This is a genomic window from Aliiglaciecola sp. LCG003, assembly GCF_030316135.1.
In the GTDB taxonomy this organism is placed as follows: Bacteria; Pseudomonadota; Gammaproteobacteria; order Enterobacterales; family Alteromonadaceae; genus Aliiglaciecola.
The window spans coordinates 867241-891686 of record NZ_CP128185.1; the positions used below are offsets into that span (position 1 = coordinate 867241).

General features: G+C 43.0%; 20 protein-coding genes. 12 read left to right on the forward strand and 8 right to left on the reverse strand.

Translation table 11 applies throughout. The annotated features are described in order from the left end of the window. Positions 1–23 precede the first annotated feature (23 nt). From QR722_RS03585 to QR722_RS03595, 3 genes are all read left to right on the forward strand, one after another. Complete coding sequence (locus QR722_RS03585) at positions 24–1199, forward strand: sensor histidine kinase (protein ID WP_286285381.1); 1176 nt, start codon at positions 24–26, stop codon at positions 1197–1199. Beyond that, entirely contained in the window at positions 1196–2017 is an 822-nt protein-coding gene (locus QR722_RS03590; protein ID WP_286285382.1) for a LytR/AlgR family response regulator transcription factor, read from the forward strand. The genes QR722_RS03585 and QR722_RS03590 overlap by 4 nt, the downstream gene beginning before the upstream one ends. Before the next feature lie 231 nt (positions 2018–2248). Further along, positions 2249–4171 carry an alpha/beta hydrolase family protein gene (locus QR722_RS03595; protein WP_286285383.1) on the forward strand — a complete coding sequence of 641 codons (1923 nt, stop codon included), beginning with the start codon at positions 2249–2251 and terminating at the stop codon, positions 4169–4171. 47 nt (positions 4172–4218) lie between these two features. On the opposite strand, the gene QR722_RS03600 is transcribed toward QR722_RS03595, so the two are convergent. From QR722_RS03600 to QR722_RS03610, 3 genes are all read right to left on the reverse strand, one after another. Beyond that, positions 4219–4989 carry a hypothetical protein gene (locus QR722_RS03600; protein ID WP_286285384.1) on the reverse strand — a complete coding sequence of 257 codons (771 nt, stop codon included), beginning with the start codon at positions 4987–4989 and terminating at the stop codon, positions 4219–4221. Between the two features lie 67 nt (positions 4990–5056). Continuing rightward, positions 5057–5938, reverse strand: coding sequence for a DUF1295 domain-containing protein (locus QR722_RS03605; protein WP_286285385.1), 882 nt, complete (start codon positions 5936–5938; stop codon positions 5057–5059). 96 nt (positions 5939–6034) lie between these two features. Beyond that, a complete protein-coding gene (locus tag QR722_RS03610) occupies positions 6035–6877 on the reverse strand; it encodes a DUF2797 domain-containing protein (protein ID WP_286287548.1) in 843 nt (280 codons plus the stop codon). Positions 6878–7043: 166 nt separating this feature from the next. Between QR722_RS03610 and QR722_RS03615 the strand changes: the two genes are divergently transcribed. From QR722_RS03615 to QR722_RS03625, 3 genes are all read left to right on the forward strand, one after another. Next, complete coding sequence (locus QR722_RS03615; protein WP_286285386.1) at positions 7044–7520, forward strand: SixA phosphatase family protein; 477 nt, start codon at positions 7044–7046, stop codon at positions 7518–7520. Between the two features lie 280 nt (positions 7521–7800). Next, the gene (locus QR722_RS03620; RefSeq protein WP_286287550.1) at positions 7801–9522 is read left to right on the forward strand and encodes a GGDEF domain-containing protein; all 1722 of its coding nucleotides are present in this window, start codon (positions 7801–7803) and stop codon (positions 9520–9522) included. Between the two features lie 47 nt (positions 9523–9569). Next, positions 9570–11948: a DNA polymerase II gene (locus QR722_RS03625; protein ID WP_286287553.1), complete on the forward strand. Its 2379-nt coding sequence runs from the start codon at positions 9570–9572 to the stop codon at positions 11946–11948. Between the two features lie 11 nt (positions 11949–11959). Here the strand turns inward: QR722_RS03625 and QR722_RS03630 are convergent, their stop codons facing one another. Then, entirely contained in the window at positions 11960–12187 is a 228-nt protein-coding gene (locus QR722_RS03630) for a YgaP family membrane protein (RefSeq protein WP_286285387.1), read from the reverse strand. Positions 12188–12371: 184 nt separating this feature from the next. Between QR722_RS03630 and QR722_RS03635 the strand changes: the two genes are divergently transcribed. Further along, positions 12372–12740, forward strand: coding sequence for a response regulator (locus tag QR722_RS03635; RefSeq protein WP_286285388.1), 369 nt, complete (start codon positions 12372–12374; stop codon positions 12738–12740). 47 nt (positions 12741–12787) lie between these two features. Then, a complete protein-coding gene (locus tag QR722_RS03640) occupies positions 12788–13915 on the forward strand; it encodes a MalY/PatB family protein (RefSeq protein WP_286285389.1) in 1128 nt (375 codons plus the stop codon). Between the two features lie 23 nt (positions 13916–13938). On the opposite strand, the gene QR722_RS03645 is transcribed toward QR722_RS03640, so the two are convergent. Both QR722_RS03645 and QR722_RS03650 read right to left on the reverse strand, forming a co-directional pair. Further along, on the reverse strand, positions 13939–15135 hold the full coding sequence (locus QR722_RS03645; RefSeq protein WP_286285390.1) for an Nramp family divalent metal transporter: 1197 nt from the start codon (positions 15133–15135) through the stop codon (positions 13939–13941). Positions 15136–15268: 133 nt separating this feature from the next. Beyond that, positions 15269–17437 carry a TonB-dependent receptor gene (locus QR722_RS03650; RefSeq protein ID WP_286285391.1) on the reverse strand — a complete coding sequence of 723 codons (2169 nt, stop codon included), beginning with the start codon at positions 17435–17437 and terminating at the stop codon, positions 15269–15271. 190 nt (positions 17438–17627) lie between these two features. On the opposite strand from QR722_RS03650, the gene QR722_RS03655 reads away from it, so the two are divergent. Then, positions 17628–18287 carry a UPF0149 family protein gene (locus QR722_RS03655; RefSeq protein WP_286285392.1) on the forward strand — a complete coding sequence of 220 codons (660 nt, stop codon included), beginning with the start codon at positions 17628–17630 and terminating at the stop codon, positions 18285–18287. A 23-nt stretch (positions 18288–18310) separates the two neighbouring features. On the opposite strand, the gene QR722_RS03660 is transcribed toward QR722_RS03655, so the two are convergent. Both QR722_RS03660 and QR722_RS03665 read right to left on the reverse strand, forming a co-directional pair. Continuing rightward, positions 18311–18898 (reverse strand): tetratricopeptide repeat protein, encoded by a 588-nt coding sequence (locus QR722_RS03660; RefSeq protein WP_286287554.1) that lies wholly within the window; start codon positions 18896–18898, stop codon positions 18311–18313. A 280-nt stretch (positions 18899–19178) separates the two neighbouring features. Beyond that, positions 19179–19415, reverse strand: a complete 237-nt coding sequence (locus tag QR722_RS03665) for a TIGR02647 family protein (RefSeq protein WP_286285393.1) — start codon at positions 19413–19415, stop codon at positions 19179–19181. A 349-nt stretch (positions 19416–19764) separates the two neighbouring features. On the opposite strand from QR722_RS03665, the gene ubiD reads away from it, so the two are divergent. From ubiD to rnr, 3 genes are all read left to right on the forward strand, one after another. Then, complete coding sequence (gene ubiD / locus QR722_RS03670; RefSeq protein WP_286285394.1) at positions 19765–21240, forward strand: 4-hydroxy-3-polyprenylbenzoate decarboxylase; 1476 nt, start codon at positions 19765–19767, stop codon at positions 21238–21240. A 24-nt stretch (positions 21241–21264) separates the two neighbouring features. Further along, positions 21265–21963, forward strand: coding sequence for an NAD(P)H-flavin reductase (gene fre / locus QR722_RS03675; RefSeq protein WP_286285395.1), 699 nt, complete (start codon positions 21265–21267; stop codon positions 21961–21963). Positions 21964–22072: 109 nt separating this feature from the next. Then, positions 22073–24445, forward strand: coding sequence for a ribonuclease R (gene rnr / locus QR722_RS03680; protein WP_286285396.1), 2373 nt, complete (start codon positions 22073–22075; stop codon positions 24443–24445). The last annotated feature ends 1 nt before the right edge of the window (position 24446 follow it).

Here is a 24446-nt window from a genome sequence, read left to right on the forward strand (position 1 = left end):
GCATGATAATAATAAGGAATGCCATGGAACAACGAATTTCCAATGCCACCAAACGATTTATCGAGCAGCGCCCGAACCGCAAGTTCTGGTTATGGCAGACTGGTTTTTGGTTGTTTGTAAGCATGACTAGCTTTTTCACTTTAACACTTTGGTATGGCCCTTATTCTTGGCCTCATATTTTACATATTGTGCTGCAAGCTACCTTCGGACTAGTACTGTCTTTAGTACTCTATGTCACTTTTATGGGGATGTGGGACAAGTCTATTCTGTATCGGAGTCTCGTTGGACTAGCTAGCGTGATGTTAGTGTCCTTCGTTTGGACTTTGTCACGACTACAAATCTTTCTATGGCTAACCGCAGACCCCAACGGCTGGGAGCAATTAGGTGGCTGGCATTTCGCCAGTATTTTCATTTTTCTTTGTTGGACAGGTTTGTTTCACGGCATTCGCTATTATGATTTACTGCAAACCGAACACATCATTATGTTGCAGGCTGAATCCGACGCCCGAGAAGAACAAATCAAACGGATGAAAGCACAAAGCGTTGCCAGAGATGCACAGCTTAAAATGCTTCGCTATCAATTGAACCCACATTTTTTGTGTAATACCTTGAATGCCATTAATTCATTGGTAGAGGCGCGTGAGTCTGATAAAGCACAAAGTATGACGGTGCAGTTAAGTAAGTTTTTGCGCCACTCTTTGGATAATAATCCGGATACCAAGATTTCCTTGGAAAACGAGGTAAAAGCGCTAAACCTGTATCTAGAGATCGAAAAAACACGATTTGAAGATCGTCTGAAACTGGACTTTAATATTGAAACTGAAGCCAGATTGGCGCTGGTGCCCAGTTTGTTATTACAACCCATCATTGAAAATTCGATGAAACATGCCATTGCCAAAAGCGAAACCGGCGGCACAATTAGCCTGCATGCAAAGGTCTTTGAAGGGCAATTGATATTGCAGTTAAGTGATACTGGCTCGGGCAATAAAATTGGTAAAAGTAAGGTGCAAAGTTCTAATGGCAGAGGCGTCGGCTTGCGCAATACTGACGAGCGACTTAAAGCGTTATATCAACACAATTACCACGTTGGCATAAATATATTGCCCTCTGGTGGATTGAAAACCACGATCACGTTACCCTGTGAATATCATACTGATCAGCATCCCGTAACCTTTTTGGCCACTGAGCATTTAGCATGAATACTTTAACCGCTATTATTGTTGATGACGAACCCCTCGCACTAAAATTACTGCGTTCGAAGCTTGATTCTTTTGCAAACGTTAAGGTGGTGGGAGAGTGCAAAAATGGTCGTCAAGCCATCGATATGATCATGGACCTCACTCCAGATTTAGTCTTTCTAGATATTCAAATGCCAGGCCTAAATGGCTTCGATGTGGTGAAAAATTTACAAAGTGATTTACTACCCTTAATCGTATTTACCACCGCATACGAACAGTATGCGTTAGACGCCTTTGATGTCCACGCCGTTGATTACATATTGAAACCTATTGATAAAGAACGTATCGAGCGGGCTATCGAAAGAGCCTTTGAACGCATGGCTGTTAGTGACCTACCAGATAACAAACCGCGGATAATTGGTGCAATAAATGCTATTAATATGCGAGAAAGTAGCGGTGACAATCTCTCCGAAAATTTCGCCCAGTCTCAATTTGCTGCCAATAGCATTGAGCGAAAAGTTGTCATTCGCGAACGGGACGAAATTACTCTGCTAAAACAAGCTGATATCCAATGGATTGATGCGGCTGGCGATTACGTTTGTCTGCATGCCGATGGTGAAACCCATATCAAACGCAGCACCCTAAAAGAGTTATTGGAAGAGCTCGATGACACGATTTTTAAACGGGTGCATCGCTCTACCATCGTCAATCTAAATTTTATCGAGAAAGTCATACCCCATACCAAAGGTGAGTTTTTTTTACAGCTGGGGGAGTACGACAGAATAAAAGTTAGTCGCAATTACAAAGAGGCAATTAAGGCATATCTGACTGAGCGCTAATGTCCAATTGAACTCGATCTAGATACCAACTGCACTTTGTAATAGCAGCCATAGCTTTTATTTTTCTTAGATTTAATAAAGCCCGTTATAACAGCAGGACAGGGAATTCCTGTATGCAGGTGCTTATTGGTTTATTTGCTTAGATTAGTCGCTATATGGCGTGTGCCTTTGAAATCTAGCGATTAATCACTTACCATTCCGACGTCGTATTTACTCACCTAGGACGAACCGATGTTAACAAGGATGCTATTAGCACTGAGTGTGCTTCTTCTAGTGCCTACTGCAAATTCTACAGCCTACAGTGCGCAAAGTGTTCCCACTGATTACTTCAGTCGTTTACCTGCTTATGCCAAGCCTGGTTTATCCCCTTCTGGAAACAAAGTAGCCTTTATTCGCAACTTCGAAAAAGAGCAACTTGCTGTGTTAACCACTTTAGATATGGTAACGGGTGAAACCTTATATTTGCTCAAAACAGATAATGAGAAAATTAAAATTAAATGGTTCGAGTGGGCGAATGACAAGACCTTAATCGTCAGTGCAAAATTTGCTTCAAAAAGAAAAAGAACGGCTACAATGGAGACGCGGCTAGTTGTCATTGACGCCACTGATGAGCGTGAGGAGGCTCGCCCACTAATCGGTCGCAGAGAGCATATCTCCCAGTTTCAAGATAATGTGATTGATTTTTTACCCGATGATCCAGAGCACATACTCATCGCGCTAGATCAAGATACAGTCAATTTACCCTCCGTTTACAAGGTAAATATTTATTCAGGCGAAAAAACTCGGATTGAAAGGGGAAAAAGGCAGGTTCGAGATTGGTTAACCGATCAGCAAGGCAGACTTCGAATTGGTTATTTTACCAATTATAAGACCGGTGAAAAAGGTAGTATCATTTCCATGCCAGAAACCCCTGATAGTTGGGATAGCCTATTTGAATATGATGGATTTTCTGAGCAGCCGATTTTTCCAATTGGTTTTGCTAAAGACCCAGATGTACTTTATTACAAAAGATACAATGGGGATAAAAAAGCCTTGTACAAAATGAATATCCGTACAAAGCAAGAAGAATTGGTTTTTGCCGACCCACAGCATGATGTAGACGGGAGCCTAATCTATTCTAAAAAGACTAAAGAAGTCATTGGTCTACGGGATGCTCACGTAACCGGTGGAAGACTATATTGGGATAAAGACCGGGCCAACTTACAGAAAGCCTTTGATAAAGCTTTACCCGACACAAGCAATTATCTTGTGGATTTTAGCGCTGACGAGAATATTTATATTCTATATACCGAAAGTGATTCTATACCCGGCGCTTATTATTACGGCAATCGTGACAAAAAAACCTTACATCTATTATTTGAACAATACCCTGAACTCAACGGCATTCAAATTCCTCAACATAAGCTAATTACCTACAAAGCCCGAGACGGTGTAGAAATTCAGGGGTATCTAACTTTACCTTTAGGTTTTGACGGCCCGGTTTCAACGATTCTAATGCCTCATGGAGGGCCTGGGGCAAGGGAGTATGATGGTTTTGATACTTGGACCGCTTTTCTAACTAACCAGGGCTATGCGGTATTTCGACCCAATTTCAGAGGCTCTAGCGGTTATGGCTACGAATTTTCACAAAGTCAAATGAAGGGGTGGGGGCTGGAAATGCAGGATGATTTGGCCGATGCGGTTACTTTTCTTGTTAACCAGAAAATTGCCACTCCTGAAAAAGTATGCATAGTAGGGGGCAGTTATGGTGGGTATGCCGCTATGATGGGTATAGTAAAAACCCCTGACCTATATAAATGTGCCGTGAGTTTTGCTGGCGTCTCGAATCTTAAAAAGCTGGTTATTTCTGCCCGTAAATACACTAACGCTAAATTTGTAAAAAACCAAATCGGTGACGATTATGATGATTTAGAGAACCGTTCTCCCTATTACAATGTTGAAAAAATTAAAACCCCTATTTTACTTATCCATGGTCAAGATGATCGGGTCGTGAATGTCGCACAAAGCCGCGAAATGGCTGACGAACTAGAGGACGAAGATAAAGAATTTGAATACATAGAGCTTGAGCATGGAGATCATAATTTGTCAGTGCAAAAAAATCGCAGTGCTTTATTTGATGCACTGGATGCATTTTTGGCCAAACATTTAGATTAATATTAAAAATAAGCTGTGTGAAGAGAGCGTCTGAGCATAGCAAGTTATCAAAATTGCCTTATCAAATCTTGGTTTGCTAGGTTATGGGTATGGCTAGCCAATAACCTCCCCAATTCATCTTCTGAATAGTGGTAAATCTGGACCATTTTTTCCCCTGTTTGGGTATGTACAGCTTGGGGGAGGTGTTCGAATTTAATTTTTAGTCCGAGCCTTTTCAGTGTTGCTGGATCATAACTAAACAGGGCAGCATCCCGTTGGGTTGCCTGATTTGGCATCATAGCCAAAATGGTGACAGCTTGTTCTACTCCTATAAATTTGAAAAACTGTGTTTCTTGCTCTTGCCAAAGACGCAACCATTGATGCTGTTGTGTTTGCTTTTTAGCCGATAGAAGCCATTTAATACGATTAAACCAAGCCAGTGACAACGGCGTGTAAAGGGACTGGAATGCTCCGCCATGCCAGCCGAGAATGGCCTCTTTTTCAACAAATGCATCTTTGCTGGCTGTCACTACGTAATTTGCACAAGAAGATGCACAGACTTTGCGCACAATAACATTGAGCCGATGCTGGTAAACCATCTTGCCTAGTTCGATTCCTGCATTGACGTCACCACCAGGACTGGAAATGATGAGCTTCTTTATCCCCGTAGACTTTGCCAATAGGTTTTTAAACGCTGTCACATTGGCCTCAGAGGTATCGCCCATGAAGCGAATAGTATGTTCATCTAACAGACTTACTTGTCCCGGCTTGTCACTAGTATCAACTGGAGTAACGCAGGCTGTTAGTAATAGTGCAGTAGTGAAATATAAATAGCGCATTGATATCCTTTCAAATGTTGCAGGCTAAATACCCTAAGCTAAGTGTATGTCAGCAGATTGTACGCAGTTAGGCTCCACTAGAGCCAGACCTAAACCTTGGTACTAGCACCGGTGTCTTAGTCTTATAAGCTTGGTAGTCTTGCTGTGTTCCCCAGCGCTGGTCCGCCTTGTCTTCCAATAGGGGTATTCCGCTGATTTTAGTCAATAATAAAGTGACAAAAAACGGTGAAATCAGTGTGACGTGCTGCCACCCTTGTAGGGCTGGATAAGCCGCCAATGCGACACCAAACCATAAGATGATTTCGCCAAAATAATTGGGGTGGCGCGAATACGCCCACAAACCATGCTGGATAAATTTTTGTTTATTTTTTGGGTCGTGTTTGAATTGAAATTTTTGCCAATCGGCCACTGATTCGAGACTAAAGCCGATAAGCCACAGCAGGGCTCCCACAAGGGTTAGAACACTAAGGTGCGATTGTTGCTGGGAGGTTATCACTGTTAACGCCGCGCCAGATGTGACTACTACCCATAATCCTTGCAAGGTCCAAGCAGAAAAAAAACGGTACTTATTAGGTTTGATTTCAGCAAAGCGATTATCGCTGCCATCCTTAACAATGCGTTTAAATAAAAAGGTGCCCAAACGAGCTGACCATGCAAGCACCATGGCCGCCAGCAAAATTGACGTGATGGATAATTGGGTTTGGCTGTAAAGGCCGTAAAAGGTAATAACGATAAAGCTCATGCCGCCCGTTAGGTCATAATAGCGCTCGGTTTGCATAATATAGGCTGGTATAAATGCTAGCCATTGAAATGTGAACGCCAGCAAGGTGCATTGTGCCATAATTGAGAATGCGGGGGAGGATGGCGCAACCTGAGTTGCTAAAACCAGTAAACTTGCAACAGCAACACTTATTAATAATACGACTCCTGCGTAGGCTTTATCACTCATCAGATTGTTACTCCAAACTATCGGTTCCCCTATACAGGGTGAGGTGCATCAGCACTTGATTGCTTATACTGGCTGCACCTATATTTAGACTATTGGTTATACGCTGGTGGTAATCTTCATGTCATAGCCACTGTACTTTCGCATATTAATCACCCGGTCTTGGTCTAGCATCCAGTACTGGCCTTTAATACCCGTGAGAGTGCCCTCAAATTGTAATTCTTTATCTAAATTAATCGATTTAATTTTTTCCGGGTAGTGCATTACCGGGTATTGAATATTCACCGCGGGCACGTCGATTAAATTGATCGCTTGTAAACCATATTGGGATGAGATGTTATCTAACTCCATTTCAACCGCACCAAACAACTGCTCTCTTAGAGCGACTAAATCGATTTGCTCAGGCTGACCTTTTAACATCGCACGCCAGTTAGTCTTGTCGGCAATATGTTGTTTAAAAGCGGTTTCAGCCAGACCACTAAGCAGACGGTTTTTGACCCGCAAAATGGCGATAGCCTGAGTAGCGCCTTGGTCAATCCAGCGACTGGATACGCCTTCAGTTACATGTCGGGTGATCCCTACTTTAACTGTTCCGGTATTTGCCAAATATACAAAGTGATCGTTCAAGCAATTTTCTTCACCCCAACTAGGCTCGCGGCACGTGCCTTGATCGTAATGACACTTTTCTGGCTTGATGATGCAGGTATCACATTGAGCAAGTGTCATCAGGCAGCGGTAACAGTATCCTTGATTGAAGCTTTTTTTAGTTTTGCTGTGGCAATGAACACAATTGATCATTTGGTTAAATTCAACACCGACTTGGCTACCAATCAATGGATTCATGTTGATGAGTTGATCGCCGATAGGCAGGGCATATTCTACTTCACCATTTTGCTCAGCACTGGCGCGCATCTTTCTTATATTACCGGAGTAAACTGTCATTTTTGTCATTATCGCTTTATTGCTATTTCGCATTATATGTTAACCCGCCTAGCATCTTTGTGAAATCTGAACTGCAAAAAATCATAATTTTATAAGGCTATGTTTTATTAATCTCATTATGCATATACTGAGGTTTATTCTAATCGGTACAAAAAGCGCCATGAATATGAAAATTTTTGCAGTTGTGATTAGTAGTTTGATTTGCCTATGGTCCAGCCACTGCAAGGCTTATGATTTGTATTTGATTCGGCATTTCGAAAAACAGCCTGATCAGCCAAACCCGGCGTTAACCGAGCATGGACAAGCTCAAGCGGCCAAATTAGCCCAGTTTTTGACGGATAAGGGAGTGGTGTATATTTACAGCACAGATTATCGCCGCACCCAACAGAGTGCGGCCCAAAGTGCCAAACTGCTGGAGCTCCAAGTAACCTCATATGACCCCAAAAATTTAGCTGAATTTGCTCAGCAGATTTTACACAAACAGCAAAATTCGCTGATAGTCGGCCACAGCAATACTACCCCTGAACTCATATCTTTACTTGGCGGCCAAAGTAAGCCTATTGATGAAAGCCAATATGGTGAGGTTTTCATTCTCCACGTCTCCGAGCAGCACGTAGACACCGATAGTTTTCATATTGAATAGCGCAGGTCGATAGAATCTAAATCTATTGTAAAGGTATGAATTGATATAATTAAATATTGTACAAATGTTGTACACTTATTTGACATTGGTGATGATTGGAGACGGGTCTTTGCGATGGTGTCTTATACTTGTCGTTCTGTGCTGTGGATGGAGCAGGGACACCTGTGCGTCTGTTGAAAAAATCCTTGAATGGCGGTCTCCCTATAAAGAACTCATTGGTTCAATCCCTAAATCTCCAGACGAGGTTTTAAAGCAGTTGTTAGAAACTGACTTGAGTCAAGTGAGTGATAACAATAACCTGGCTCAACACTATTCTTCGCTAAGTATGGTTTACTACGCCCTAAGCTTTCCAGAATCAGCCTTCGCGAATGCCCAAACTGCTCTTGAATATATTGACCCAGATACCCAGCCTTGGCTATATCACATGTCAAAACTCAATGAAGCTCAGGCTTGGGATTTAACCGGTAAACCAAATAGTGGCGTTATCGGGGCCAATGCGGCCTTAGTGTGGGCCGAGTTACAACAAGACACCGATTTAATTGTCTTAGCTCTATATGTAAGAGGTAGCTTATTAAACAGTATGCTGGATTATCGCGGCGCCTTGCGGGATCTTCAACGGGCTTATGAAATTGCACCACAGGCGTCAAATCTCAATCGAGGTGATATAGCCGGTATGTTGGCTCTAGTGTACGAGTATCGCCGGGAAGACTCACTGGCCATTCCATTTTTCCAAGAAGCGGCTAGTTACCACCGAGCAAATCAAAACTTACTCGAGTTGAGTATTGCTTTGTATGGCTTGGGCCGCGCCAACAAAAATATTGGCAATATAGAGTTGGGTCGCCAGTTATTAGTTGAATCAAAACAGATTGCAACCCAAGTAGGTGATCAACAGGGTGTTGCTTATGCGTTAAAAGAGCTTGCAGGGCTTGCTTTGGCGGAAAATAACTACCAAGTCGCGCAACAATTCATCCAGCAGGCTTTCGAGATATTTGAAGTTAGCCAAAACCAATACATGTTGTTGGATGCATATCTCACTATGGCAAAGATCGCCCTAGCCGAAAATGACTTGCTAGCGGTCAAAAAATTCCTGCATTCTGCCCAAAGCTATGTAGATATAGTCAATATGCCGGTGCAAGCAATTGCCTTTGACGAGTTAACAGCACAGTATTTAGCGCTAAGTGGTCATCATCAGCAAGCATTTGAATTACTGCTTGCCACGATGAATCGTAAGCAACGATTGCAGAGTCAAACAAGTACACAACAATTACATAGTTTGCGCTCCCAATACGAAATTGATATGAAAGACCGTGAAAACAAATTGTTAGAACAAAAGAATCAACTTCAGCAATCAGATTTAGAGTCAGTAGAAACCCGAAACTTGCAACTGTTATTGCTGTTCGGCGCTACCCTACTAATCTGCTTATTGTTAGTTATCTTGGTTTATCGAACAGTACAAAACCGTGCCAGATTTGAACATCTAGCCAATATCGACAGCTTAACTGGATTGGCGAATCGGCGTAATGTCATGGAAAAATTGCAAACTCAAATTGAACTGGCAAGACGCCACGAGTTTCCCTTGTCTGTCGCCATTGTTGATATAGATTTCTTCAAAAAAATTAATGACAACTACGGTCATGCTGGCGGCGATAAAGTGCTAAAAGCCATCGGGAGTCTGTTTGAACAAACTTTCAGGCAAAGTGATGTGATTGGTCGTATTGGCGGAGAGGAGTTTTTGATTGGGTTGCCTCATACGGCATTAGGTGATGCAGATAGGACATTACAGAGCCTGTCACTGAATGTGAAACAACTTTCCGATTCCTTCGATTTATCGGGTCTGAGCTTATCAATATCAATTGGCCTATCCTTATATCAAGCCGGTGAGTCAATCGAAAGTTTATTGTTAAGATGTGATAAAGCGCTTTATCAAGCTAAGCGTGGGGGGAGAGACCAAGTCGTTACCTACCGAGAAAATCATTCTACATTGCTGCAATTGGAAGTCTGAAATTGCTATACTCCAAACTGTACTGTTTTTATATTGGAAGTTAACTCCTGTCTGCAGCGTCTACCCATCGAGGTTTTGTTTTAACCCGCAATCAAATTGAACGAAGCGGTCAAACCTACTTAGAATTCTGGTTAAGCACGGATTCTGGCCCCGTTAAATTAATTACGCAAGCACAACAAGCTGTTATGTTTGTCGCTAAATCAGAAGCTAGTCGAGCAAAGCAAGTACTGCTCGCAGCTGGATTAAAGGTGTTAGCTAAGGAGTTGTCGCTTAAAACCTTTACCCACCAACGCGTGGAGGGGTTGTACTTTCAATCCAATAGTCAATTTTATCGTGCCAGAGAAGTGCTGAATGTAGCGGCTATTACAAGCTATGAAAACGATATTCGGTTAACTGATCGCTATTTGATGGAGCGCTTTATTTGCGCAAGTGCAAATTTTGTCGGACGACAAGTCGCTACCTCCCCCAGTGCCCCCAATACTTACACACAATATGAAAATGCTAAATTAAAACCGGCTGAATATGTTCCGCAATTTACCCTATTGTCACTAGATATTGAATGTAGCCTAAATGGTGAGCTCTATTCCGTTGGCTTAAGCGCTCTAAATTTCAAACGAGTCATCATGATCGGCAACCCTCAAGGTGAAGATGATTGGATTACATGGGCAGCGGATGAGTCCGACTTATTACAACAATTGATGCTGGTTATTGGCCATCAGGACCCTGATATTATCATTGGTTGGAATGTGGTTAATTTTGATTTTAGGCTGTTGGTCGAGCGTGCAAAATTAAATAACATTAAGCTCAAATTAGGCCGTGACAACAGTGAGGTATTTTGGCGCGAACCCAAGGGCGATAGTCAGCAGGGTTTTGTCAGCATTGCTGGTAGAGTGGTGATTGATGGTATTGATAGCCTCAAAACGGCAACTTATCACTTCGATAGTTTCTCATTGCAACATGTCTCTGAACAGTTACTGGGTAAAAGCAAACAAATAGAAGATGTAGATAATCGTGTGGCGGCAATCACCCATGATTTCCAGCATGACAAAATTAAACTTGCTAGATACAACCTGCAAGACTGTATCTTGGTCGAGGAGATTTTTCAGCACACCAAGTTAATCGACTATTTGATCCTCAGAAGTCAAATCACCGGTTTGGAATTAGACCGGATGGGCGGCTCCGTTGCGGCTTTCATCAATTTGTACTTACCTAAATTACATCGCGCAGGTTTCATTTCGCCAAATCGTCCAATTGACGGTGGATTAGCAAGCCCCGGCGGCTACGTAATGACATCCCAGCCAGGACTGTATAAAAATGTTCTGGTGCTAGATTTCAAAAGTCTATATCCATCTATTATCCGCACATTCAAAATTGACCCCTTAGGGCTGGTGGAAGGTTTGGCACAACCCGATGACGCGATCCCTGGTTTTCGGGGTGCATTATTTTCAAGAGACAAACATTTTTTACCGGACATCATAGATAGTCTGTGGAAGCAAAGAGATGAAGCCAAGCGTCAGCAGAACTCTGCTCGTTCCCAAGCAATCAAAATATTGATGAATTCATTTTACGGTGTGCTGGGCTCAGGAGGTTGTCCGTTTTATGATACTCGCTTAGCCAGTTCTATCACCTTGCGAGGGCATGAGATCATGCAAACCACCGCAAGTTGGATAGAACAATGCGGCTATAAAGTGATATATGGAGACACAGATTCTACATTCGTTTGGTTGGAGCACGTATCTAGCCCTGAGGAAGCGCAGCGTATCGGCCAACAGCTTGAGACTAGCATTAACCAGCAGTGGCAGCAGAAATTAAAGCTTGAATACCAGTTAGATTGCCATCTGGAAATAGAGTTTGAAACCTTATTCGAAACCTTTTTGATGCCAACTATACGAGGTTCGGAGCTGGGCAGTAAGAAGCGCTATGCTGGGGTTAAACGAACCCGTAATGGTGACACTGAACTTATTTTTAAAGGCTTGGAAACGGTACGTTCCGATTGGACAGCCATTGCAAAGATATTTCAGCAGACGCTGTATCAGAGAGTATTCGATGGTCAAGATATCACGTCATATATGCTAGGCGTAATAGATGATATTCGCCAAGCCAACAGAGATTCAGACTTAGTCTATCGCAAGCGTCTTCGACAGCGACTTGATAAATATACCAAGAATGTGCCGCCCCATGTCAAAGCCGCCAGACTTGCTGATCAACAAAATCAAAAACTTGGTAAGCCACTACAATATCAACACAAAGGTTGGATCAGCTATGTGATAACCCTAGATGGCCCTCAACCTATTGAGTATGTAAGCTCGCGTCTGGATTATGAGCACTACATAGAAAAGCAAATACGGCCCATCGCAGAAGGCATATTGCCCTTTGTTGGTCAATCTTTCGAACAAATTACCAGTTCACAATTAGGCTTGTTTTGAGAGATTTTCACTTAGTTGGGGTGATAAGAATCGTCTCGAAAATCAGCATAAGTATCGATTCCTAATGCCTTGTACAGCAAGCACACACCAAAACTGCTAGTTACAAAGAGAATAGCACCAAGGGCACCAAGTATTAAACTTATGGTTAATCCGTAAATACCTTCAACCGCTACTGCCAGTAACGCTAAAGCGATAACTGAGCGTATTGCTGTGTCTAAAATACCAACATTTTGTTTCATAATAATCTCCTGAAGTGATGTTGGTATGCTAGCTATCCCCTAACTTTGGCGTATTGATCTGCATCAATGAACCGCTTAGTGAAGGAGATTAAACATATATTAGAAGAAAATAGGTTGTTCAAATTGAATTTCAAAGGGTATATTTAATTGGCTTTTTGAACGATGAAAGAAAGGTGAATTTGCTGTGCACAACGTATTAATTGTAGATGATGACCGCATCACGTTAGAGTTATTACAATTGATCCTTGAGGAGTGTGTTGAGGGCCATATTATAGCAGCTAGCTCTGGTACAGAAGCCATAGACTTCGTTAATGCTAATGACCTAAATCATTTAAGCTTGATAATTTGTGATTGGAATATGCCGGAAAATGATGGTTTAGAAGTATTGAAAGCATTGCGTAAAAAAAATAGACAACTACCATTTTTAATGGTTACTGGTAACCCAACACGCCAACTAGTTATCTCTGCTCGCAAAGCTGGTGCCACCGATTTCATCGCCATACCGTTCAAAAACTATGATTTAACCGAAAAAGTAAGTAATTTGCTCAACTGAATTGGGTAATACGTGCTTTGTCTGAACCACTAATTAAGGGTCAATTCATGCAGTTTGATGACATCATCGATCGCTCCTCTACTTATGCTTTTAAATGGGAAAAATATAAGCAGCGGGATATTCTTCCCATGTGGGTTGCTGATAGTGAATTTGCCTCTCCAGAACCTATTATCCAAGCGTTAAGTCAACGTGTTGAACATGGTCTATTTGGCTATACCTTACCAGCGCATTATGCACCTGCTAATCAAGCAGTCAAACGCTGGTTGTCGGTCAAACATGATTGGGATATCAAAGAAGAATGGATAGTTTGGACACCCGGTGTAGTACCTGCATTCAATGTTGCTTGTAAAGCATATTGTAGCCCAGGTGATACGGTCTTAATTCAAACTCCTAATTATCCACCACTGCGTGCCGCACCTGCGCTGCACAATCTCAACCGAGTGGAGATTGACACTTTAGAAGTTGAAGGCCGCTGGACGCTAAATTATGCGCAGTTGGAATCCGCAGCTAAAGACCCTAAATGTAAACTGCTTATATTGTGCAATCCGATGAATCCAGTTGGTTCTGTCCTCAATGAACAAGAAATGCAAAAAGTGGCGCAAATTTGCGCTCAGCATGATGTAAAATTGTGTTCTGATGAGATTCATTGTGACTTGATCCTAGATGTAACTAAAAAACATCTACCCGCGGGTAATATTGCAGGTTTGGAGCAAAACTCTATTACCTTAATGGCTGCAAGTAAAACCTTCAATATTGCCGGTTTAGGCACCTCATTTGCGATTATCCCGAATAAGGCCTTACGCACTAAATTCCAAGCAGGAATGCAGGGCATGGTGCCCTGGGCAAATATTATGGGTTTAGTCGCGACCGAAGTTGCATTCACCCAATGCGATGAATGGCATCAGCAGTTACTCGACTATTTGCGTGAAAATTTGGCCTTTATTCAACAGCAGGTTGATACTATTGATGGCTTGAGATTACTCAATGTGGAGGCAACCTTCTTAGCTTGGATAGATGCTAGTGGTTTGGGCGTGGATGACCCGCAACAATATTTTGAGAGTAAAGGAGTTGGACCATCTCCGGGAATTGACTTTGGCGACAAAAATTTTGTCAGAATTAACTTTGCCTGTCCCAAGAGTATGCTAGAAGAAGCCTTTAAACGTTTTAAAGCTTAAGCGCTTTGCTCTTACTGAAGGCCTTATAAAAACAATTGACTCAATTTATATAAGCCTAGAGCGGACACAAATAATACTATAACGCCTCCTAGCAAGTTGGCCAGCACACCATTTTTGTGTTCGCCAAGCAGGGTTTTGTTGTTCATTGTGTAAATTAAAAACAGCGCAATAATAGGTAACAGTAACCCATTGGTCGCTTGGGCAAACAAAATAGCGGCTAACGGTTTGATGCCTAAGCTTGCGAACAATACACCAATTACAATGACGGCCAGCCAAACTATTTTGAAGCGTATATTCGTCAGCTCAGTACGCCAACCAAGCGCTCCACACACCGCATAAGCCGCTGCTAGCGGCGCCGTAATGGAACTGGTCAGCCCTGCAGCAAACAGCCCAGTGGCAAAAAACAAGTTGGCGTAAGTACCGAGTAAAGGTTCCAACTGCAGGGCTATATTGGTAGCTTGCAACTGGGTTTGGGTCGCAAAAAAAGCGGTAGCTGCGCAAGATAAGACGGCAAAGGTGACAACGCCGCCTATCCCAATGGATAGGGCGGAATCCATCCTGCTATCACTGATAGCTTGGTTGAGTTGGGACCTGACGGGTGGCTTCCTGGCTACTATGCTGGCATGTAGGAATAGGTTGTAGGGTACTACTGTGGTGCCAATTAACGCGATAATCATTAACTCGCTGCCCGTTGGCGCAGAAAAAGACATTAAACCTGTGAACATTGCTGCGAAATCAGGGCCAGCCATGAGCATTGTGATTAAAAATACCAACGACATCAATAAGACTAAGGCGATAAGCACCTTTTCTATTAGCACGAATTTACCACTGATAAGCAGCGCTATAGCAATAGTCGCTAGCAAGCAAACCCATTGTACAATCGAGCCCCCCATTACCGAGGAGAGACCTAAGGCAGCGCCGGTTAAATTGCCTGCCTGATACGCTGCATTACCTGCCCCAATAGCACTTACCACTAAGGTTATTACAATCCATTTACCGACTCCACTAAATTGATTCCTAATCGCCTCAGCCAAGCCTCTGCCTGTAACCAGACCCAGACGTGCAGCCATTTCTTGTAATACGAATGTGGCAATAACTGAAAATAGTAAGGCCCAAACCAGTGCATAGCCAAAGTTAGCACCCGCCATAGACGCCGTGGTGACGGTGCCAGGACCGATAAATGCGGCGGTGATGAGTAAGGCAGGCCCAAATTTTTTCATATTTATCAATTGGTTTGAGAAAGTGGCTAAAACGGTAGCAAGCTTACGGGGAAATTCATAGCATAGTTTTAAGCGGAGTAGCATTCGCCACACCGATATCACAATCAGTGTAGCGATATTTCCGTGACTTAGTCTAAAACATCATTCTAGCGCCCAGCACCACCGAACGTCCTGGTAGCGGGGCAACATCCTTTATAAAAGAGGCATGTACTCTTGCTTCTCGATTAGTCAGGTTGTTTGCACGGGCAAACAAAACCAGTTCGTTATCGCCTAAGTCTAGATAATAATTAAAAGCCGCATTCACTAACGTGTAGCCTTGTGTGCTAGTTTCGAATTCGGCTATATTGTCCTGTTGGGCGTAGTAGGTGGCGCCGACCTCTGCATGCCATTTGGTATCTTCCCAGTGCAGCTCGGCACCTAATCTAAACGGCGGAATACGAGGCACATTTTGGCCATTTTTGAGCTGTGCAAGGGTTTTGTCGAGGTAGGTTTCTAGGCGCATGTTGTTGCTGAAATGCCAGTCCAATTCGGCCTCAAAGCCATAAATGTCAGCATCTTGCTGGCGAAAAACATAGATCGGGGATTGATGTTCATCATGACCTTCTTCTGCCTCCTCTTCCACATGCTCTTCAATATATAAACCACTATTTTGTTGAAAAACATAGTTATCGATTTGATTGTAAAATAGACTGATTGTTGCTTCGATTTCTTCAGTGGTTAGGTGATAAGTAAGATCAACATTATTCGACTTCTCTTTTTGTATCGAACGTTGAGTTTGAACGATATGCAAGGATTCGTGATCATCAATATGTTGCTCATCTATATCAAATGCCATACCCAGTTCGTAAGTCCCTGTTGCGATATGTAAACCGTTGGCAAATAATTCAGAGGCGGTTGGAGCGCGCTGAGAGTGTGCGAAATTAGTTGAAAGGGTGTGTTGCGGACTTATTGTCCAAACGGCGCCCGCCGATAGACTAAGGGCGGAAAAATTTTGCTTATCGAAATATATTTTGTCGTCAGCTTGTTGAGCGTCTTCGGACTGAAAATTGAAGAAGTCATTGTCAATGGCAATGTCGGTCTTTTCATAGCGGCTACCTAATTGCAAAAGAACATCACCTAGGGGTTTTTCTTCGAGTATAAATAGTGCATACGAGTGACTTTTGGAAGGTGGAGTGAAGGCCTCGTCACCTAAGGCTGAAAAGTCTCCTTTGGTGTAATTTAAGCCAATTACGCCTTCCCATCCATGGAAAACCTGATGATTTCCCCATAATCTGTATTCGTTCGACTCGTTGGTGAAGGTCGTACCTACCTCACCGCCTTCTATTTCACTGTGAGAATAATCAGTGTAAGCACTTCTAAAATGAATTTCTGACAGCAAGCCTTGCAAATTTTGCCAATCGATAAGTAGTTGATAACGATCTTGATTTAAGCGGCCAAATGGAGGTGCTTGTTCCTCGTGGGACGCTTCATCCGCGAGCTCTTCATCATGTGAGTGACCCGGAATACCATAATCACTTTGCAGGTTGCCAACTGACACGGCGAGATTGAGATCATCTGACGTCCACCCTAAACCAGCAGAATAACCCCGAGCATCAATGAAGGTGTTATCTAACTTGCCATCCTCATGATCCTCGCCTATTTCTGCCGAGCCTGGTATGGAATAGTCTTCTGTTTTACGATCGAAAGCATCAAGGTGCCACAACCATTGATCTGCACCACCATCTATATTGATATTGAGTAAATCTTCACTGGATACGCTGTCGTGTAAATAGCTGACTTTACCTTCAACTTCATCCCGCTGCTCGGTGGGTAATCTGTTATCTACCACATTGACGACCCCGCCAATTGCGCCACTTCCATACAAAAGTGTTGCGGGCCCTCTGAGTACTTCAATTTGGCTAGCGTTGGCGGCTTCACTGGATACTACATGATCGGGACCAATTCTTGATGCATCAGATACATCTAAACCATTTTGTAGTACTTTTACTCTAGGACCATCTAAGCCTCTAATGATTGGACTGCTTGAAACTGGCCCAAAATAAGTGCTATTAACCCCAGGTACATTTTTAAGGGTCTCCCCAAGGGTTGGGGCTATGCGCGATTCTAAATCATCCCCGGCGATAATCGATACCGGCGTTGCTGATTGCAATACGGTACGATTTAATGGGTTGGATGTGATAATTAGCTTTTCGATTTCGTGCTCATCTTTTTGCGTAGGCTTGGCTAGCTCTTGGGCATTGATTGGGATAGAAAAAGACAAGGCAATTGCCGAAAAGATAGTTGAGTGCTTGAGGGTCAACACGATTAATTCCGTCCAAAGTTGAGTTAATGTTATGTTGTAACAGTTGATACACTATAACATTTCATTTGCGGTGCATGTCAATGGATTTAGGTCATTTTAAGTTTAATCCACTTAAAAAAGCGCCAAAGGGCCTAAATTCTCAGATAAGATAGACGATTGACTCTCTCAATTGAACAGTAAGGAGCCTGAATTGCCATTTGCCAGTCCAAATTACCAACAACAATTAAAAGGACTTTATACCCAAGATTATAAGCAAATTTTGCATTCTGAATTGCATATCCACGGCTTAATCTTTGCAGTGTGCGCGGCTCCCGAAATTCCCCTGCCAGAAGATTGGTTAGCTTGGGCATTTCGCAAGCATGGACAAATCGCCAATGAAGATGACATGGAGAAAATAGCCCAAATCTTGATGGGCTTATTGCAAGAGCAACTGCAACAAATGCGAATGGATCAAATTGAATTTCCGATGAAAGGTCAGTTATTGCCGGTCGATGCCGATGAAAACATCGAAGTAAGTCAGTGGTTGACTGGTTTACTGGCCGGACACGCACAGTTGGAGTCAATCTGGCAAGGATGTTGGGAGCATGTATCTAATGAAATGCCAGAGAAGTTATTCATCTTCAAGCGTGATTTGAAACATTGTCTAATGATGTTTAGTACGTTTGGCAACGTACCTCTTGCAATCAAACAAGCAAAAAAAGTCAATAATCATAAACTTCTAAACCATTTACCGGCCATTTTCGCTTCTTTGCCTGATGCGCTTAAAACTTATATTAATCTTTCCGGTGAGCTAGCCAAATATTTACCTGACCAATTTGAAATCTTTCAACAAAATAAAGGTGGTGAGTAAGCACTCACATTACGATATGGCACTTAGCTGTCTAGTGGGCGTTTAGCTTTTCTTACCGCTTTTGGGTGCATTAACTTTTCTAGCCCTTGCATCTGACGGGCAATTTTCTTATGGGTATCTTTGTCAGCAGTTATAGCGTTGTATAGCCAGTGATAAGCTTCTTCATAATCGTAGGGGCTGCCGAATCCCTGAATAAATAACTCAGCCAACTGAATTTGCGCCGACAAATTACCTAAGGCGGCTGCTTCACGCAAATATATTACCGCTCTTTGTTGGTCTTGCTGGACCAATTTGCCTTGGGAGTAGTAGCGGCCAAGCTGTTCTAAGGCTGGAGCTAATCCTTGGTCTGCTGCTTCTTTCATATAATTGATACCGCGAACAGGTTCTGCGTCTACGCACACTCCCCAAGCCAGCATATCACCCCATAGAAACTGAAAGGCTGGAATTTTTAAGGTATCGGCACGTGCCTCTATGTCTTGGATCAGTTGACAACGGTCCAATACCACTTGAGTCAGATGTTCGTTTCGTTCAATCAAGCTTAGCAATTGGTCTTGGGTATATAGCTCAACAGCTTTAATTTGCTCGGCACTTTGAGCTAACGAGGTAAACATGATAATACACAGGGTGCTAAAAAAAGGTTTGAGCAGTCTCATGTTGAAGATCCCATCACTATATTAATTAATCGGTTGATATTAAGTGTATCGACATTCGCTAGAAATACTCAAGATTAAAAAGGCGATCTATGAATTGAGCCCTACTGGCAAATTGAAGGAACCAACAAAATAGAAAATTAAACAGCGGTTTAAGGTTATTTGTGAACCGCCATTAAATAATGATTAAAAAATCTATAACCTGTCAGGTGATGCTATCACAGATAGATACTTAGATTTTTCAGGTTATTGTCAGTGCGGATTGAATAACTTGTGCATGTTCAGCTAAGTCGTGGCCTAGGTCTGTTAAGTAACCGCCGTCTGGTTGGCTGACAATACCCTTATCGTATAACCTTTGGGCGGCGTCAATTACAGCGGGATCTGCATCATGATGGATTTTTAGTCCCTGCAATAAGCTTTTATTCGGGAATTTTAAAATCAAGTTTAGCTCATCTGTCAATTGTTGATTAAATGGCATAGATTCCTCTTTGCAAGTTGTATTAGTCTATTTTCGTTTGACATATTGTTGGCTCGACGCTTTTAATCTAGCCTGATCTGTAGTCACAGTGGCATGCTCTATGGCGCGAGTGCTCTTTGACATACTCGTTGAGCTGCACGCACAGGACGTACAGCTGCTCGCTGGTATATAGTCGTAACTCCGTTGCATTAGTTGTCCTATTGTTGAATACACCTAGCTCTAGACTATCCTTGAATTCGTTTAATTACAAAAAATTAACAAATTAAATTTTAAACCTAAGTTGACCTGCACTCGTATATGCACGCTTACAGGTTTATACTAATCAGCTCAATAGCTATAGCGGTTTAATATGAAATACAAAGACTTAAGGGATTTTATCGAACAACTGGAAAAAATAGGCCAGTTGAAAAGAATAAATCTTGAAATAGATACTGATCTAGAAATGACTGAAATTGCCGACCGTACCCTTCGTGCAGGCGGTCCTGCGATACTATTTGAGAATCCAAAAGGTCATAGTATTCCTGTTTTAGCTAATTTATTTGGCACACCAGAACGGGTTGCCTTGGGTATGGGCCAAGAGTCAGTAGAGTCTCTGCGTGAAGTGGGTAAATTGTTGGCGTATTTAAAAGAACCAGAGCCGCCCAAAGGGATTAAAGATTTATGGGATAAACTTCCTGTTCTCAAGCAAGTGCTAAATATGCCAGCCAAAGAGGTCCGTAAAGGAGTCTGTCAGCAGGTTGTGCTGACTGGTGACGAAGTTGATTTAGCCAAACTACCTATTCAGCGCTGTTGGCCAGGGGATGTTGCACCACTAATCACTTGGGGGTTAACGGTAACCCGCGGACCACACAAGAAGCGTCAAAACTTAGGGATTTATCGCCAGCAGGTGATAGCTAAAAATAAAGTTATTATGCGTTGGTTGTCGCACCGCGGTGGAGCGCTGGATTTTAAAGAATTTTGTCAAACTAATCCCGGAGAAAACTATCCGGTTTCGGTGGCACTTGGTGCAGACCCGGCGACCATACTTGGCGCAGTTACGCCAGTGCCAGATACTTTGTCAGAATATGCATTTGCCGGATTACTGCGAGGTGAAAAAACCGAAGTGGTTAAATCTATTAGTAATGATCTACAAGTACCAGCCAATGCGGAAATAGTCTTAGAAGGCTATATTGCACCAGGCGAAATGGCGCCGGAAGGTCCTTACGGTGATCACACCGGTTATTATAACGAAGTTGATGATTTCCCGGTGTTTACCATCACTCACATTACCCATAGAAAAGACCCTATTTACCACTCTACCTATACGGGCCGGCCACCGGATGAGCCTGCAATCTTAGGGGTAGCATTAAATGAAGTTTTCGTTCCAATACTACAAAAGCAGTTTCCAGAGATTGTTGATTTCTATTTACCCCCTGAAGGGTGCAGTTATCGCTTAGCGGTAGTGACCATGAAGAAGCAGTATCCTGGACATGCAAAGCGGGTAATGATGGGGGTCTGGTCATTTTTGCGCCAGTTTATGTATACCAAATTTGTTATAGTATGTGACGATGATGTCAATGCCAGAGATTGGAACGATGTAATTTGGGCGATTACCACTAGAATGGATCCGGCCCGAGACACCACTCTGATTGAAAATACGCCAATAGATTATTTGGATTTTGCCTCGCCGGTCTCAGGACTGGGTTCGAAAATGGGCTTGGATGCAACCAATAAAATGCCTGGCGAAACAGATCGTGAATGGGGGATACCCATTGAAATGGATAAAGACGTAAAACAACGTATTGATGAAATCTGGGACAGCTTAGATTTAACCCCTGATAAATAATTGAAAGTGGATACCAAATAACCCATGACCCCGATTAGTAGTAAAGTTGAGTCAATAGAACCATTGACTTCAGTGGTGAGTAAGGTCGTATTGACCAGTGAACAGCCAATGGCGTTCAAAGCAGGGCAATACCTGCGAGTCGTTATGGGGGCTAAAGATTTACGGCCTTTTTCGATTGCTAACATTCCCAATGATGACAATCGACTAGAGTTGCATATTGGCGCGGATGTCAATAATGCTTACGCCAGTGAAGTGCTTGAGCGGATGCAGCAACAAGGCACTATTGAGATTGATGGCGGACACGGCCAAGCCTTCTTGCGTGAAAATAATATAAAGCCAACTATATTACTGGCCGGTGGTACCGGTTTTTCCTACGCTTATTCTATCCTCCAACGTCGTTTGTTGTTGCCAAACAAAGATCCTGTTTTTCTATATTGGGGATGCCGTACATTGCAAGATATGTATGCTTATGAAGCATTACAACAACTGCAAAAACAACATAGCCATTTTAAATTTCATCCAGTGGTGGATGCACCAGATGAAACCTGGAAAGGTAAGTATGGATGGGTTCACAAGGCGGTAATGCAAGATTTTGTTAGTCTGGAGTCTTACCAGGTGTATGTGGCTGGTAGATTTGAGATGGCAGGCGTGGCGCGAGAAGATTTTCACAATAAAGGTTTGTTGTTAGAAAACCTTTATGGCGACGCATACCAGTTCATTTAAACTAATATGTATGCGTTATTTGCGGCATTTTAGTAATTAAAATGCCTTTTTATCAGTTTTTTGATTAAATAAGCCATTTTTTGTCACAATCAATGGCTATAATGCCGACATGAATATAAAAAATAAACAAAGCTTAAACAAACAAGACCCTCACTTCCAACGCGAACAAGACAAATACGAAAATCCCGTAGCCAGCCGCGAGTATTTGTTGCAGGTGATGGAACAACAAAAAACACCTCTTACCTTTCTTGACATCTGTCATCTAGTTAATGCTGCAGATGAAGATAGCCGAATCGGTATCCAGCGCCGTCTAAGGGCGATGGAACGAGAAGGACAAATCGTTTTTAATCGCCAGAAAAAATATGGCGTTGCTGAGAAAATGGAACTGATCAAGGGTCGAGTAATTGGCCATCGTGATGGATTCGGATTCCTGAGACGTGAAGACGGTGAAAAAGATTTATTTATCCACCAGGCACAAATGCAGGCGTTATTGCATGATGACATAGTGCTGGTGAAAGAAAGCGGAACGGATAACCGTGGGCGCCGCGAAGCTCGTATCGCGCGGATCATAGAGCCCAGAAGTGAGCCAATTGTTGGTCGTTATTACGTCGAGCAAGGGGTGAGTTTGGTGATCCCCGATGACGGTCGAATTAGCCACGAGATAATGATACCAGCAGAGCATGTCAATGGTGCTCGGCAAGGTAACGTGGTTGTGGTTGAGATCACCCACCGTCCTCGTAAACGTGTCAATCCCATCGGGAAAGTACTCGAAGTATTAGGCGAGCACATGGCGCCTGGGATGGAAATCGAAATGGCATTACGCACATTTGATATCCCTAATGAGTGGCCCAAAGCCGTCATCAAGCAGGTTAGCGGCTTGGATGAACAGGTCCCTGAAGCGTCCAAACAAGACCGTGTTGAATTGCGCGATTTGCCGCTTGTCACTATTGATGGGGAAGATGCCAGAGATTTTGATGATGCAGTATTTTGTCAACCTCTTGATGAAGGTGGATGGCAATTGTGGGTAGCTATTGCCGATGTTAGCTCTTATGTTAAGACGGGCACCGCTCTTGATGATGAAGCTCAGGTACGTGGAAACTCAGTGTATTTTCCAGAACAGGTGATACCGATGTTGCCTGAAGTGCTGAGCAACGGCTTATGCTCGTTAAATCCTGATGTCGATAGGCTATGTATGGTCTGTGACATGATAGTTGGTGCTGATGGGAAATTGCGCGAATACCAGTTCTATGAAGGGGTCATGAATTCTAAGGCTCGCCTAACTTACACTAAAGTCGGTGCAATTTTAGATGGCGATCCAGAGTTAAACAAACGCTACGCAGAGCATGTGCCACACCTACGTGATTTGCACGATATGTATAAGGCGCTTAAACGCAGTCGTAATAAACGTGGTGCTATCGAGTTTGAAACTCAAGAAAGTAAATTCGTGTTTAATGCTCAGCGAAAAATTGATCATATAGTGCCAGTAGTGCGCAATGACGCGCACAAATTAATCGAAGAGTGTATGATCTTAGCGAATGTATCTGCCGCCCAATTTTTGGAACAAAATAAGGCGCCGGCACTATATCGCATTCACGACGAGCCTGATCCCGATAGGCTAACCAGTTTCACGTCTTATTTGAAAGAAGTCGGTATTGAACATCGTATTGGTGCCGAAGCTAAGCCCCAAGATTTTACCGATTTAGTGGCCAAGATTAATGGTCGACCTGACCAAGAATTGATTCAGACTATGCTACTGCGCTCGATGAAGCAGGCCGTATATGATTGTAATAATATTGGCCATTTTGGACTTGCCTTAGAAGCCTATGCACATTTCACATCACCGATTCGCCGTTATCCAGATCTAGTGGTGCATAGAGCCATAAAGGCGATATTAGATAAACAAGCTGGGCACAAAAGCCGTTCAGGTGGCAAGGCATATACAACGGAAGAAGTAGAAGCTTTGGGCGAACAGTGCTCTATGACCGAACGCCGAGCGGATGACGCTACCCGCGATGTAGCAGATTGGTTGAAATGTGAGTTCATGTTAGATCATGTGGGCGATACTTTTGATGGTGTTATTGCGTCAGTAACGGGTTTTGGTTTCTTTGTGCGCTTGACGGAGTTTCACATTGATGGCTTGGTACATATCTCTTCATTAGAGAATGATTACTATCATTTCGATGAAGTGAAGCAGTGTTTAGTCGGCGAGGCCATGGGTAAGCGATACCGCCTAGGTGATCCGTTAAAAGTGAAAGTCGCTGCAGTTAATTTAGACGATCGCAAAATTGATTTTCTATTGGATGAACCTGCAGGCCGAGGCGCGCGCAAGGTGGCAGGACAGAAAAAATCAGCTAAAAAAGACAGCAGCCACAGCCGTACCGACAAAGCCGGTTCAACATCGGGAAAAGGCAAAAAGCCGGTAGAAAATGGCAAGGCAGTTGCTAAGAAGCCTAGCAAACGTGCCACTAAGAGGAAGAAATAGC